Source organism: Streptomyces sp. NPDC032822 (assembly GCF_055578825.1).
Map to the genome: position 1 here is coordinate 1 of NZ_JBVIOL010000041.1, position 16,725 is coordinate 16,725.

Sequence of the window (16,725 nt, forward strand, 5' to 3'; positions counted from 1 at the left end):
CAAGGCCCGGAACCACCCCCTCCAACTCCTCCACACCCGCCTGCGACACCTCCACCAACGGGAAGTCCGACGGCGAATGACCACCCGCCCCCGCGGTATCGGTGTGCGCGGCGAGACCGGCGAGTTGGTCGGTCCAGGCCGTGCCGAGTGCTTCCGCGTCGGCTGCGTCGAGGGCTCCGTCGGGCCAGCTCAGGGTGAGCGTCAGCTCCGGCCCTTCCGTTGTGTCGCGGATGACGGCACCGGCTTCGAGTACGTGCGTGACCGGCATGTCGGGATCGGCGGAACCGCCGACCGCGCTCTCCCCGGCCATCTGCCAGGCCTCGACCGAGCCCGTACGACCGGTGGCGGCAGTGAAGCGGCCCAGATAGTTGAAGCCGATCTGCGGAGCCGGGGCAGCCGACAGCACCTCCGCCGTCTCCGGGTTGAGATGGCTCAGTAGGTAGTGGCCCATCCCGTCTCCGGGGACGGCATGCGTCTGCTCCTTGACCGCCTTGAGAATCTGGCCTGCCGAGACACCTCCGTCGACAGCGTCCGCCAGATCCAACCCGGCCACGTCGAGACGGAGTGGCTGCACGCTCGTGAACCAGCCGACGGTCCGCGACAGTTCGGTGCCCTCCAACGGTTCACGGCCGTGACCCTCGATGTCCACGAGCACGCTGCCGCTGGTGTCCGGCCGCCAACGCCCCAGCGCCCCGGCCAGCGTCGACAGCAGCACCTCGTGCACACCGCAGTGGAAGGCCGCGGGGGTCCGGCCCGCCAGCGTGACCGCCTGCCCGGCAGGCACCACCCACTCCCGCCGCCGCAACGTCCGCGCCACATCCACCACCGGATCCAACAGCCGACGCCCCAGGGGAAGACTCTCCTCACCCAACAGGGCCAGCCAGGCATCCAGTTCGGCGGTCCGCTCGGGACTGACGGCCTGCTCGGCCAACACCCCCGCCCAGCGACGGAACGACGTCCCCACCGGCTCCAGCACCGGAGTGCGTCCGTCCGCCAGCTCCTCGTACGCACTCTCCAGATCCGGCAACAAGATCCGCCACGAGACTCCGTCGACCACCAGGTGATGGACCACCAGGACCAGTCGACCCACCCGGCCCGGACCGGCGTCCACCCAGACAACCTGGAGCATCACCCCGGCCGCAGGATCCAGCCGGCCCACAGCCTCACGAGCTGCACGCCCGGCCACCACATCCAGATCCTCAGCACCGGCCTCGACCCGAGTGACCAGACCCGCCGCATCCACCGAACCCGGCTCACCCACAATCAGCTTCGACTCACTGCTCACGACCCGCGCCCGCAACATGCCATGCCCGTCCAGCAGCACACCGACAGCCCGGCTCAACATCTCCGGGTTCAGACCGGTCGGAGCCCCGACCACCGCCCACTGGGCGTTCTTCGGAAGAGCCGCTCGTTCCCCCGAAGCACGCATGACAGGTGTCCACGGCACCTCTCCCACGGCTACGTCGTCCGAGTCGTCGATCTCAGCAGCACCGGCTGCCTCGACCACCCGCGCCAGTCGCTCGACGGTCTTCTCCTCGAAGACCTGACGGGGCGTGACCACCAGACCCGCCCGACGCGCCCGCGACGCCAACTGCATCGACATGATCGAGTCGCCACCCAACTCGAAGAAACCGTCATCCGCACCAACCCGCTCCAGCCCCAGGACTTCGGCGAACAGCGCGCACAGCAGTTCCTCCCGTTCACCCACAGGCGCCCGGCCCGAGAGTCCGTCGCCCAGATCGAGGGCCGGCAGGGCGGCGCGGTCCACCTTGCCGTTGACGGTCAGGGGCAGCGCGTCCAGCGTCACGAACGCCGCCGGGACCATGTACTCCGGCAGCGCTTCGGCGATGTGATCGCGGAGCTCCGTCATCTCGACACCCTGTGTCTGCGGTACGACGTAGGCGACGAGTTGCTTCTCTCCCGGTCCGTCTTCGCGGGCCACGACGACCGCCTGGGCGACGGCGGGGTGTGCCGTCAACACCGCTTCGATCTCACCGAGTTCGATACGGAACCCACGCACCTTCACCTGCGCATCCGCCCGACCGACGAACACCAACTCACCATCAACCGTCCAGCGCGCCAGATCACCCGAGCGATACATCCGCTCACCCGTGGCGAACGGACACGCAACGAACCGCTCCGAGGTCAGATCCGGGCGAGCGATATATCCACGGGCCAGACCCACACCCGCGACATACACCTCACCAGTGACACCGGGCGGAACCGGACGCAGGAACGAATCCAGCACGTAAACACGGGAGTTGGACAGTGGACGCCCGATAGCCGGCGCCTCACCCGCAGACTCAATCCGCACATCGACCGGACCGGCCGTCACCATCACCGTCGCCTCGGTAGGCCCGTAGGTGTTCCACACCCTCACCCCAGACACCCACCGCGCGGCCAGATCCGCCGTCAGACGCTCCGCACCCAACACCCAGGTGTCCATACCGGACACCTGCTCCGGATCCAGCACCCCGAGGAGAGAGGGCACGACGCTGGCCGTGGACACGCCGTGTGCGGCGATCATCCCCGCCAACGCACCCGGCTCCGCCCGCTCCTCACTCGTAGCAATCGCCAACGTCCCACCGGAACCCAGCGCCACGGCCACATCGAGGATCGCCGCATCAAAACTGAACGAGGCGAACTGCAACGACACCACACCAGGACCCACACCCAGCACAGGAGCCATCGCCCCCACCAGGTTCACCACACCCCGATGACCCACCGCCACACCCTTGGGACGACCGGTGGAACCCGACGTGTAAATGACATAAGCCAGCTGGTCCGGATCCTTCACACCAGGAAGAGGCACCGGATCAGGTGTTGCGGGGACCTCTTCGAGCAGGACGATCCGGGCCGGACCTGCGGGCACCCGGTCAAGGGTCTCCGCGGTCGCCAGCACCACACCCGCACCACTGTTCCCGATCATGTACCGCAACCGGTCCGCCGGGTACTCAGGATCCAACGGCACGAAGGCCCCACCGGCCTTCCACACCGCCAGCTCCCCCACCACCACATCCACCCCACGCGGAAGGCACAAACCCACCACCCGCTCACGACCAACCCCCGCAGCCACCAGGAACCGGGCGAGACGATCCGACCGCTCCTCCAACTCCCCATACGACAGAGCCTCGATACCCGACCGGACCGCCACCGCCCCCGGATCCACGTCCACCTGCGAACGGAACAAGTCCAGCAACGAACCCCCCACCACCGGACCCTGCGTGTCGTTGAACCCCACCACCACAGCCGCCCGCTCACCCTCCTCCACCACATCAATCCGCCCCACCGGCAACGACGGATCAGCCACCACCCGCTCCAGCACCCGGATCACCCGCTGGCCGACGGCCGACGCCTCCGCCAGGGAGAACAGATCCGGCCGATACGTGAGGCGGACCTGAAGTCGGTCTGCCGGGGCGATTCCCACGGCCAGGGGGTAGTGCGTGCCGGCCAGGGTGTTCAACTGGCGGATCGATACGGCGTCGTCATCCCTCTCGGAGGCGGAGAGGGCGACCGAGTTCCGGGGGTAGTTCTCGAACATGAGCATGGTGTCGAAGGAGGCGCCCGGGCCGGCGATTCCCTGGATTTCGGCCAGGCCCATGTGCTGGTGGGCCATGAGCCGTGTCTGTCGTGTCTGGAGGTCGGTCAGCATCTCCAGGACCGACCGTTCGCCATCAAGCCGTACCCGCACCGGAAGCGTGTTGATGAACAGCCCCACCATGCTCTCCACGCCCGGTAGCTCCGGGGGACGTCCGGCCACGGTCGCACCGAAGACGACATCCTCACGCCCGGCCAGCCGCGCCAGGACCAACGCCCACGCACCCTGCACCACCGTGTTCACCGTCAGACCATGCGTGCGGGCCAGTGCCGCGAGGGCACGGGTGGTCGTCCGGGAGAGGTCCACCGAGGTCTGCTCGGGGACGACCGTTGTCCTGCCGGGATCTGCGGGGGCCACGAGGGTCGATTCCTCGGCTCCCGCCAGTTCCGTGTACCAGGCCTTCCGGGCCGCCGTCTTGTCCTGCCGGTCGAGCCAGGCCAGGTACTCGCCGTACGAATGCGTCCGCTGGAGGCCAGAGGCGTCTCCGTGAGCGGCGTAGACGGCTGCCACCTCGTTGAGGACGATCGGTGTCGACCAGCCGTCCAGCACGATGTGATGGCTGCTGATGACCAGGCGGTGCCGGTCGTCGGCGAGGCGGATCAGCAGCAGCCTGAGCAGGGGTGCCCTGGTCAGGTCGAACCGCTGGGCCGACTCGGCCTCCGCCAGTCGTTCGGCCTCGGCCTCCGCCTCGGTGGCCGGCAGCCGGGAGAGGTCGACCTCGTGCCAGGGCAGTACGGCATCCCGGGCGACGACCTGGACCGAGTCGCCGGTCGCGCACTCGTGGAAGCTCGCCCGGAGGACGTCGTGCCGTGCCACCAGCGCCTCCCACGAGGACCGCAGCCGACGCGTGTCCAGTCGGCCGTCGAGAGCCAGCGTCCGCCGGCTCTGGTAGACGTCCGGTCCTTCCTCGTCGTAGGCGGCGTGGAAGAGCATCCCCTCCTGCAACGGGGAGAGCGGCCAAATGTCCTGGAGGGCCGGAACGGCCTGCTCCAGTTCCGTCACGGCCGACTGCTCCAGTGCCACCAGCGGGAAGTCGGAGGGAGTGTGTCCGCCGGCGGTGGGGGTGGTGGTGTGGGCGGCGAGACCGGACAGCATGTCCACCCATGCCTCACCGAGCGCTTCCGCGTCGATCCCGTCGAGAAGGCCCTCGGGCCAGCTGAGGCTGAGGGTCAGTTCCGGGCCCCGGGCGGTGTCGCGGATGACAGCACCGGCTTCCAGAGCATGCGCCAAGGGCATGTCGGGGTCGGCTGAACCGCCGACCGCGCTCTCCCCCGCCATCTGCCACGCTCGGGCCGGGCCCGTCTCGGCAGAGGCCGCGGCGAACCGGCCGAGATAGTTGAAGCCGATCTGCGGAGCCGGGGCAGCCGACAGCACCTCCGCCGTCTCCGGGTTGAGATGGCGCAGCAGTTCGTAGCCCATCCCGTCACCGGGCACGGCACGGGTCTGTTCCTTGACCGTCCTCACCAGATCGCCGGCCGCGCTCCCGCCCTCGCTCACCTCTCCCACATCGATGCCGGTCACATCCAGCCGCACCGGCTGCGCACTCGTGAACCAGCCCACGGTCCGCGACAGATCCACCTCACCGATCGACTGCCGGCCATGACCCTCCACGTCCACCAGCACGCTGCCGCCGGCATCCGGCCGCCAACGCCCCACCGCCCCGGCCAGCGTGGACAGCAGCACCTCGTGCACACCGCAGTGGAACGCCACCGGCGTCCGGCCCGCCAACGTGGCCGCCTGCCCGGCAGGCACCACCCACTCCCGCCGCCGCAACGTCCCGGCCACATCCACCACCGGGTCCAGCGGTCGCCGCCCCAACGTCGGGGCACGCTCACCCAACAGGGCCAGCCAGCCGTCCAGTTCGGCCACCCGTTCCGGACTCGCCGCCTGCTCGGCCAGCACACCCGCCCACCGACGGAACGACGTCCCCACCGGCTCCAACACCGCCGCACGACCCGCCACAAGCTCCTCGTACGCACTCTGCAAGTCCGGCAGCAGGATCCGCCACGACACCCCGTCCACCACCAAGTGATGGACCACCAGCACGAGTCGACCCACCCGGCCCGGACCCGCGTCCACCCACACGACCTGGACCATCACCCCGGCCGCAGGATCCAGCCGGCCCACAGCCTCACGAGCCGCACGCCCAGCCACCACATCCAAATCGTCGACCCCGACCCCGACCCCGACCCCGGCCTCGACCCCGGCCTCGACCCGAGTGATCAGACCCGCCGCATCCACCGAACCCGGCTCACCCACCACAAGCCGGGGCTCGCCACCGGTCACCCGCGCCCGCAACATGTCGTGCCCGTCCAACAGCACACCCACAGCCCGGCTCAACACCTCCGGATCCAGGTCCGCCGGAGCGCCGACGACCACCCACTGCGCGAATCCCGCGCGGGCGGCTCGCTCGCCCAGCGCCCGCATGACAGGCGTCCAGGGCACCTCGCCCACACCCACGTCACCAGTGCGCGCAGACCGCTTACCCGTGCCCGTCGTCTCAGCGACCAGGGCCAGTCGCTCGACGGTCTTCTCCTCGAAGACCTGACGAGGAGTGACCACCAGACCCGCCCGACGCGCCCGCGACGCCAACTGCATCGACATGATCGAGTCGCCACCCAACTCGAAGAAACCGTCATCCGCACCAACCCGCTCCAACCCGAGCACCTCGGCGAACAACGCGCACAGCAGCTCTTCCCGTTCACCCACTGGCGTCCGTCCGGACACCTGGCCGGCGAAGTCGGGAGCAGGCAGGGCCGCCCGGTCGACCTTGCCGTTCGACGTCAGGGGCAGGGCGTCCAGGACGACCACCACCGCCGGGACCATGTACTCCGGCAGGGTGTTCGCCACGTGTTGCCGTACGACGGCGGGATCGGTGTCGAGGCCCTCGGGGACCACGTATCCGACGAGCCGCTTCTCCCCCGGCCGGTCCTGCCGGGCGACTACTACGGCCTGGCCGACAGTCGGATGGGCGGACAACACCGTCTCCACCTCGCCGAGTTCCACTCGGAAACCGCGGATCTTCACCTGCTCGTCGGCGCGGCCGACGAAGAGCAGTTCACCGTCGTCGGTCCAGCGGACGAGGTCGCTGGTGCGGTACATCCGCTCGCCCGAAGCGAAGGGAGAGGCCACGAAACGGTCCGCAGTGAGCGCCGAACGGCCCAGGTAGCCACGCGCCAGCCCGGCGCCCGCGATGTACAACTCCCCTGCCACGCCCGGAGGCACCGGATGCAGGAAGGAGTCCAGGACATAGGTCCGCCGGTTGCCGAGGGGGCGGCCGATGGGGAGCGTGCCGGGCGACTCGTCACCCGGGTGCAGGACGTGCGACGTGGCGCAGAGGGTGATCTCGGTCGGGCCGTACAGGTGCCTGACCGCGATGTCCGGGCAGACCTCCCGTACCCGGCGTACGGATGCGGCGGGCACCACATCGCCGCCGGTCAGTACCTCACGCAGGCCGGAAAGACTCTCGGGGGACTCCTCCGCCAGTACCCGGAACAGCCCGGCGGTGACGTGCGCGGCCGTCACACCGTCGGCCACCGCCCGGCGCAGTCGCTGGGCGTCGACGACGCCGGGACCGGCGATCACCACGCAGGCGCCCGCAGCGAGCGGTACCCACACCTCGAACAGGGAGACGTCGAAAGCGTGCGGGGCGTGCATCAGCACCGCGTCGTCCGCGCCGACCGACCAGCCGCGTTCTCCGACGAGGGCGGCCACACTGCCGTGCGGGACGGCCACGCCCTTCGGCACACCGGTAGACCCGGAGGTGTACATCACATAGGCCAGGTCCTCGGCGCTCAGCGGGAGCGGGCCACCCTCATGAGGTGAGGCCGGGGAGGCCAGGTAAGCGGGTGAAGACTCCACGGCCGCCACCACCGCCGGATCGTCCAGCACCAGCGGATCCAGAGCGAGGTCCGCGGGGAGCGCGCCGCGGGTCTGTCCCGTGCACACCACGGTCCTCGGGGCGGAGTCGGTCAGCAGGAACGCGATCCGCTCGGCGGGATAGCCCACGTCGACGGGTACGAACGCGGCTCCGGCCTTCCAGATCGCCAGCAGGGTCACCAGCAGGTCGGCCGACCGCTCCATCAGCACGGCCACGCGGTCGCCGCGACGGACACCCGTGCCCGTCAGGTACGACGCGAGCCGCGCGGAGGCCGTGTCCAACTCCGCGTACGACAGGTGCGTCTCCCCGTCGACGACGGCCACGGCAGTCGGCGAACGGCGCACCTGGGCGAGGAGCATCTCCGGCACGGAGTGGCTCGTGGTCGGGGCCGCCGTGGCGTTCCAGGTCTGGACGACCTGTCCGTACTCGGACTCGGTCACGACACCGATTCGGCCGACCGGCAGGGACGGGTCGGTCACCACCTGTTCCAGGACCCGCACGAGCCGGCCGAAGACGGCCTGGGCGGTGGCTCCGTCGAAGAGGTCGGGCCGGTAGTCGAGCTTGACGCGCATCGTGTCGCCGGGCGCCACGACCAGCGTGAACGGGTAGTGGGCCGCCTCCTGGCCACCGGCGAGACGGATCGCGAACCGGTCCGCGGTGGTCGGCTCCGCAGGGGGCAGGGGGTAGTTCTCGTAGACCACGAGCGTGTCGAAGACCGCGCCTGGACCGACCAGACGCTGGATCTCGGAGAGTCCGACGTGCTGGTGGGACATCAGTGCGGACTGGCGCGCCTGGAGGTCCGTCAGCAGGTCGAGGAGGGGTTGCGCGCCATCGAGGCGTACCCGTACCGGGAGAGTGTTGATGAACAGGCCGATCATCGACTCCACACCGGGCAACTCCGGAGGCCGCCCGGCCACCGTCGCCCCGAACACGACGTCATCGCGCCCCGCCAGCCGGGCCAACACCAACGCCCACGCACCCTGCACCAACGTGTTGACGGTCAGGCCGTGCGCACGGGCCAGGCGCACCATGCCCCGCGCCACTTCCTCGGGTATTTCGGTGATCAGGCTCTCGGGGGTCACCGGCGTCCTGCCCGGATCGGCCGGCGCCACCAGCGTCGGCTCGTCGACGCCCGCCAGTTCCTCCCGCCACGCGGCTCGCGCGGATTCCTTGTCCTGCGCCGCCAGCCAGGCCAGGTAGTCGCGGTAGGGGGTCACCCGGGAAAGCCCCGCGATCGCACCGTCGCCACCACCGGTTCCGTGTCCGGCAAGAGCACCGGTGCCACCGGCCTCGTAGATCCGCGTGAGTTCGTTGATGAGTACGGGTATGGACCAACCGTCCATCACCACGTGGTGACTCGTCATGACCAGGCGGTGCCGGTCCTCGCCGAGCCTGATCAACAGCACGCGCAGCAACGGAGCCGAGGCGAGGTCGAATCGCCGCGTCTGTTCCTGGGCGACCAACCGATCGATCTCGGCAGACGCCTCGGCCTCCGCCAGCGCGGAGACGTCGGCCTCCTGCCACGGCAGTACGACCTCGCGCGCGATGACCTGTACGGCCTCACCCGACTTGCGTCGCCGGAAACTCGCCCGGAGCGCCGCGTGCCGGGCGAGCAGCGCCTCCCACGCCCCGCGCAGCCGGTCCGCGTCGAGCGGGCCGATCAGGTCGAAGTTCCGTTGTCCCTGGTAGACGTCGGGTCCTTGGTCGTCGAAGGCGGCATGGAAGAGCATCCCCTCCTGCAACGGCGAGAGCGGCCAGACATCCTCGACACGGGATCGGGTCATCGCTTTTCTCCTCAGCGGCTTGCATCGAGATGTCTAGAAGTCGTTGTCGTCGGCGAACTCGGCTTCGAGCTCGTCCACTTCGTCCTGTGCGAGGTTCAGGAGGCCGAAATCGGAGGGGGTGTGACCACCCGCTCCCGCGCTGTCGGTGTGGGCGGCGAGACCGGCGAGTTGGTCGGTCCAGGCCGTGCCGAGTGCTTCCGCGTCGGCTGCGTCGAGGGCTCCGTCGGGCCAGCTCAGGGTGAGCGTCAGCTCCGGCCCTTCGGCCGTGTCACGGATGACGGCACCCGCTTCGAGTACGTGCGTGACCGGCATGTCGGGATCGGCGGAACCACCGACCGCACTCTCCCCGGCCATCTGCCAGGCCTCCACCGGGCCCGTACGACCGGTGGCAGCGGTGAAACGGCCCAGGTAGTTGAAACCGATCTGGGCGTGAGGTGCAGATTCCAGGACGGGACGGGTGTCCGGGTTGAGGTGACGAAGGAGTTCGTAACCGAGACCGTCACCGGGGGCTCGGTGAGCCTGTTCCTTGACCGTCTTCACCAGGTCGCCTGCCGCGGCCCCACCCGCGGCGGCGTCCACCAGGTCGACGTCGGTCACATCCAGCCGCACCGGCTGCACGCTGGTGAACCAGCCGACCGTACGCGACAGATCGACGTCGTCGATCGGCTCACGGCCATGGCCCTCCACGTCCACGAGCACGCTGGTCGTGTCCGGCCGCCACCGGCCCACCGCTCCGGCGAGTGTCGAGAGCAGTACGTCGTGCACTCCGCAGTGGAAGGCCGCGGGGGTCCGGCCCGCCAGCGTGGCCGCCTGCCCGGCAGGCACCACCCAGTCGCGGTGTCGCAACGTCCTGGTGATGTCGAGTGTCGGGTTCAGCGGTCGCCGCCCCAGCGTAGAGCTTTTCTCTCCCAACAGGGCCAGCCAGCTGCCCAGTTCGGCGGTCCGCTCGGGACTGATTGCCTGCTCGGCCAACACCCCCGCCCAGCGACGGAACGACGTGCCCACCGGCTCCAACGCGGCCGTACGACCAGCCGCCAAGTCCTCATAGGTGCTCTGCAGATCCGGCAGCAGGATCCGCCACGAGACTCCGTCCACCACCAGGTGATGGACCACCAGGACCAGTCGACCCACCCGGCCCGGACCCGCGTCCACCCAGACAACCTGGAGCATCACCCCGCCCGCAGGATCCAGCCGGCCCACAGCCTCACGAGCCGCACGCCCGGCCACCACATCCAGATCCTCAGCACCGGCCTCGACCCGAGTGACCAGACCCGACGCATCCACCGAACCCGGCTCACCCACCACAAGTCGGGGCTCACCACTGACAACCCGCGCCCGCAACATGTCGTGCCCGTCCAACAGCATGCCCATGGCCTGACTCAGCGCATCGGTGTCCAGATCTGCCAGGGCTCCAGCCACCACCCACTGCGCGAACCCCGGGTGAGCGGCTCGCTCGCCCGCCGCTCGCATGACGGGCGTCCAGGGAACCTCGCCCACACCCACGTCACCAGTGCGCGCAGACCGCTTACCCGTGCCCGTCGTCTCAGCGACCCGCGCCAGTCGCTCGACGGTCTTCTCCTCGAAGACCTGACGAGGAGTGACCACCAGACCCGCCCGACGCGCCCGCGACGCCAACTGCATCGACATGATCGAGTCGCCACCCAACTCGAAGAAACCGTCGTCCGCACCAACCCGCTCCAACCCGAGCACCTCGGCGAACAACGCGCACAGCAGCTCCTCGACCGAACCCACCGGCGCACGGTGGGAGATCCCGTCATTGAGGTCGGGGGCGGGCAGGGCAGACCGGTCGACCTTCCCGTTCACGGTCAGAGGCAGGGCATCCAGGACCAGGAACACGGTGGGGACCATGTACTCGGGCAGTGCATCGGCGAGGTGCTCGCGCAGTTCCAGCGTGTCGATGTCCTGACTCCGGGGGACGACATAGGCGACGAGTTGTTTGTCTCCCGGTCCGTCTTCGCGGGCCACGACAACCGACTGGGCGACAGCCGGATGCGCCGCCAACACCGCCTCGATCTCACCGAGTTCGATACGGAACCCACGCACCTTCACCTGCGCATCCGCCCGACCGACGAACACCAGCTCGCCATCAACCGTCCAGCGCGCCAGGTCACCCGAGCGATACATCCGCTCACCCGTGGCGAACGGGCATGCCACGAACCGCTCCGACGTCAGATCCGGGCGAGCGATATATCCACGGGCCAGGCCCGCGCCCGTGAGGTAGATCTCGCCGTCCACACCGGGCGGAACCGGACGCAGGAACGAATCCAGCACATAGACACGGGAGTTGGAGAGAGGGCGTCCGATGGCCGGCGCCTCATCCGCAGCCTCGATTCGCGGATGGACCGGTCCGGCGGTGACCATCACCGTCGCCTCGGTAGGACCGTAGGTGTTCCACACCCTCACCCCAGACACCCACCGCGCGGCCAGATCAGCAGTGAGGCGCTCCGCACCCAACACCCACGTGTCCATACCGGACACCTGCTCCGGATCCAGCACACCGAGAAGAGAGGGCACCACACTCGCCGTGGACACCCCGTGCGCGGCGATCATCCCCGCCAACGCACCCGGCTCCGCCCGCTCCTCACTCGTGGCAATCGCCAGCGTCCCGCCGGAACCGAGTGCCACGGCCACATCGAGGATCGCCGCATCGAAACTGAACGAGGCGAACTGCAACGACACCACACCAGGACCCACACCCAGCACAGGAGCCATCGCCCCCACCAGGTTCACCACACCCCGATGACCCACCGCCACACCCTTGGGACGACCGGTGGAACCCGACGTGTAAATGACATAAGCCAGCTGACCCGGATCCTTCACACCAGGAAGAGGCACCGGATCAGGTGTTGCGGGGACCTCTTCGAGCAGGACGATCCGGGCCGGACCCGCGGGCACCCGGTCAAGGGTCTCCGCCGTCGCCAGCACCACACCCGCACCACTGTTCCCGATCATGTACCGCAACCGGTCCGCCGGGTACTCAGGATCCAACGGCACGAAGGCCCCACCGGCCTTCCACACCGCCAGCTCCCCCACCACCACATCCACCCCACGCGGAAGGCACAAACCCACCACCCGCTCACGACCAACCCCCGCACCCACCAGGAACCGGGCAAGACGATCCGACCGCTCCTCCAACTCCCCATACGACAGAGCCTCGACACCCGACCGGACCGCCACCGCCCCAGGCCTCAGCTCCACATGGGAACGGAACAAGTCCAACAGCGAACCCCCCACCACCGGACCCCGTGTGTCGTTGAACCCCACCACCACAGCCGCCCGCTCACCCTCCTCCACCACATCAATCCGCCCCACCGGCAACGACGGATCAGCCACCACCCGCTCCAACACCCGCACCAGTCGACGCCCTACGGCCGACGCCTCCGCCAGGGAGAACAGATCCGGCCGATAGGTGACATGGATCTGCAGGGAGTCACCGGGCAGAACGCCCAGCGTCAGCGGGTAGTTGGTCGACTGGTGGCCTTCGAGGATGGAGAGGGAGAGCGACTCCGGAGCCGACGAATCGGCGGGCATGTGGGGGTAGCTCTCGTAGACGACGAGCGTGTCGAAGACGCTCCCGGGGCCGGCGAGTTTCTGGATCTCGGCCAGGCCCATGTGCTGGTGGGACATGAGCCGTGTCTGTCGTGTCTGAAGGTCGGTCAGCATCTCCAGGACCGACCGTTGGCCATCAAGCCGTACCCGCACGGGAAGCGTGTTGATGAACAACCCCACCATGCTCTCCACGCCCGGCAGCTCCGGGGGACGTCCGGCCACGGTCGCACCGAAGACGACATCCTCACGCCCGGCCAGCCGCGCCAGGACCAACGCCCACGCACCCTGCACCACCGTGTTCACCGTCAGACCATGCGTGCGGGCCAACTCGGCGACGGAGGCGCTGGTTTCAGTGGGGAGTTCGACCGTCACCTCTTCGGGGAGGACGGCGGTCCGCGTCGCGTCGGAGGGAGCGATGAGCGTCGACTCGTCGATGCCGGCCAGTTCCGTACGCCAGGCGGTCCGTGCGGCTTCCTTGTCCTGGTGGTCGAGCCACGTCAGGTACTCGCCGTAGGAGTGCGCCCGTCCCAGTCCTGTGGTGTCACCGTCGGCGGCATAGATCGCGGACAGTTCGCTCAGCAGGACGGGCATCGACCAGCCGTCCATCAGGATGTGATGGGTCGTCATGACGAGGCGGTGGCGGTCGTCGGCCATCCGGATCAGGACCAGACGCAGCAGCGGTGGTACGGCAAGGTCGAGTCGCTCAGCCCGTTCCAGTGCGGCGAGCTCGTCCAGTCGTGCCGCGGCCTCGGACTCGGGCAGGTCCGAGAGATCGGTCTCGCGCCAGGGCAGGGCGACCTCGCGCATGACGAGCTGCACCGGCTCGCCCGATCCGCGCTGGTGGAAGCTGGCCCGCAGGGTCGCGTGGCGCCTGAGCAAGGTCTCCCAGGACGCCCGGAGCCGTGCGGCGTCCAAGGGGCCGTCGACGGCGAGCACGAACTGCACTTCGTAGATGTCCGGACCTTGCTCGTCGTAGGCCGCGTGGAACAGCAGCCCTTCCTGCAACGGCGACAGGGGCCACACCTCGGCGAGGGCCGACCCTTGGGCGCCACGGGTTGATGTCACTGGGACAGCCCTCCTTCGAGGTGTGCGGCTATCGCTTCGAATTCGTCGACTTCGTCCTGTGCGAGGTTCAAGAGGCTGAAGTCGGAGGGGGTGTGTCCGCCGGCGGCGGGGGCGTCCGTGTGAGCGGCCAGGCCGGACAGCATGTCCACCCATGCTTCGCCCAGTGCCTCCACGTCGGCTTCGGCCAGCAGTTGGTCCGGCCAGCTGAGACTGAGGGTCAGTTCCGGGCCTCTGGCGGTGTCCCGGATGACGGCGCCGGCGCCCAGTGCGTACGCCGCCGGCATGTCGGGGTCGGCGGAACCGCCGACCGCACTCTCCCCCGCCATCTGCCACGGCCGGGCCGGACCCACGTCCGCGGACGCCGCGGCGAACCGGCCGAGATAGTTGAAGCCGATCTGCGCCCGCGGTGCGGAGGCGAGGACGCCGCTGGTCTGCGGGTTGAGATGGCGCAGCAGTTCGTAGCCCATCCCGTCTCCGGGCACGGCACGGGTCTGTTCCTTGACCGCCTTCACGAGGTCACCGGCCGAGGCGCCTCCCGCTGCGGCGTCCGCCAGGTCGATGTCGGTCAGCTCCAGCCGTACCGGCTGGACACTCGTGAACCAGCCGACCGTCCGGGACAGGTCCACCTCCCCGACCGGCTCGCGGCCATGGCCCTCCACGTCCAGGAGCACGCTGCCGCCGGTGTCCGGCCGCCAACGCCCCACCGCCCCGGCCAGCGTGGACAGCAGCACCTCGTGCACACCGCAGTGGAACGCCACCGGCGTCCGGCCCGCCAACGTGACCGCCTGCCCGGCAGACACCACCCACTCCCGCCGCCGCAACGTCCCGGCCACATCCACCGCCGGGTCCAGCGGCCGACGGCCCAGTACGGGGCTCGCCTCGCCCAACACGCCCAGCCAGGCGTCCAGTTCGGCGACCCGTTCCGGACTCGCCGCCTGCCCGGCCAGCACACCCGCCCACCGACGGAAGGACGTGCCCACCGGCTCCAGCACCGCCGCACGACCCGCCACAAGATCCTCGTACGCACTCTGCAAGTCCGGCAGCAGGATCCGCCATGACACCCCGTCCACCGCCAAGTGGTGCACTACCAGCGCCAGTCGGCCTACCTGGCCCGGACCGGCGTCGACCCACACGACCTGGAGCATCACCCCGCCCGCAGGATCCAGCCGGCCCACAGCCTCACGAGCCGCACGCCCAGCCACCACATCCAAATCGTCGACCCCGACCCCGACCCCGGCCTCGGCCTCGACCCGAGTGATCAGACCCGCCGCATCCACCGAACCCGGCTCACCCACGACCAGCTTCAACTCTCCACCGGTCACCCGCGCCCGCAACATGTCGTGCCCGTCCAACAGCACACCCACAGCCCGGCTCAACACCTCCGGATCCAGGTCCGCCGGAGCGCCGACAACCATCCACTGCGCGAACGTCGGTCCCACCACCCGCTCGCCCAGCACCCGCATGACGGGCGTCCAGGGCACGTCACCCACGCCCACATCGCCGACAAGGGGCGCCTCGGCCGCGCCCATCGCGGTGATCGTCTCCGCTAGTCGTTCGACGGTCTTCTCCTCGAAGACCTGCCGAGGCGTGACCACCAGACCGGCCTTGCGAGCACGCGACGCCAACTGCATCGACATGATCGAGTCGCCGCCCAGCTCGAAGAAGCCGTCGTCCGCACCGACCCGCTCCAACCCGAGCACCTCCGCGAACAGCCCGCACAGCTGCTCCTCCAGTTCGCCCACGGGCGCTCGTCCCACGGCCCGTTCGGCAAACGCAGGGTCGGGCAGGGCCTCCCGGTCGACCTTGCCGTTCGACGTCAGGGGCAGGGCGTCCAGGACGACCACCACCGCCGGGACCATGTATTCCGGCAGCCTCTCGGCGATGTGCTCGCGCACGGTCCGGCCGTCCAGCGCCGGGCCACTGCGCGCCACGTAGCCGATGAGGCGGCGCGGCCCCTGGCGTTCTTCCTGGACGAGGGCGACGGCCTGGGCCACACCGGGGCATTCGGCGAGGGCGGTTTCGATCTCGCCCAGTTCGATGCGGTGGCCGCGGACCTTGACCTGGTGGTCGACGCGGCCGACGAAGAAGAGATCGCCGTCGTCGGTCCAGCGGACCACGTCCCCGGTGCGGTACATCCGCTGGCCCGAGGCGAAGGGAGAGGCCACGAACCGGTCCGCAGTGAGCGCCGAACGGCCCAGGTAGCCACGCGCCAGCCCGGCGCCCGCGATGTACAACTCCCCTGCCACGCCCGGGGGTACCGGATGCAGGAAGGAGTCCAGGACGTAGACGCGGGTGTTGTTGATGGGCCGGCCGATCGGAGGGGTCTCTCCTCCGTTCAGCGGACGGCTCACGGTGGAGGCGACCGTCGCCTCGGTGACGCCGTACTCGTTGACCAGCTCACGGCCGTCCGCCCAGCGGCGCCGCAGCTCCTCGGATCCGGGCTCGCCGCCGATGACGATGGAGCGCAGCTCGGGCAGTCTGTCCGCCGGTAGCTGTGCGAGCACCGTGGGGGTCGAGGCGATATGGGTGACGCGGCGGGTGCGCATCAGGTCGGCCAGTTCGTCGCCGGAGGTGTCGTGCAGCCGTCCCGGGGCGAGTACGAGCCGTCCGCCGGCGCACAGGACGGGCCAGGTGTCGGCCATCGAGACGTCGAAGCTCGGTGAGACGAGCTGGAACACCCCACTGTCCGTGTCGATCCGGTAGCGCCGGACGCGATCCGCGACAAGGTTGCTCAGTCCCGTGTGGGGGACGACGACGCCCTTGGGAGTACCCGTGGATCCGGACGTGTAGATCACATACGCGGCATGACCGGGCCGCAACGGAGCCAA

3 protein-coding genes are annotated in these 16,725 nt (G+C 69.5%); all 3 read right to left on the reverse strand.

Features of this window, described 5'->3' with window-relative positions:
* A partial coding sequence (locus tag ACZ5VD_RS43480) for an amino acid adenylation domain-containing protein (protein ID WP_468686005.1) occupies positions 1-9,262 on the reverse strand: 9,262 nt, incomplete at its 3' end.
* A gap of 33 nt (positions 9,263-9,295) precedes the next feature.
* Entirely contained in the window at positions 9,296-13,897 is a 4,602-nt protein-coding gene (locus ACZ5VD_RS43485) for an amino acid adenylation domain-containing protein (RefSeq protein ID WP_468686007.1), read from the reverse strand.
* Positions 13,894-16,725 (reverse strand): amino acid adenylation domain-containing protein (locus ACZ5VD_RS43490; RefSeq protein WP_468686009.1); only part of this gene is annotated, 2,832 nt, incomplete at its 5' end. The genes ACZ5VD_RS43490 and ACZ5VD_RS43485, both read right to left, overlap by 4 nt.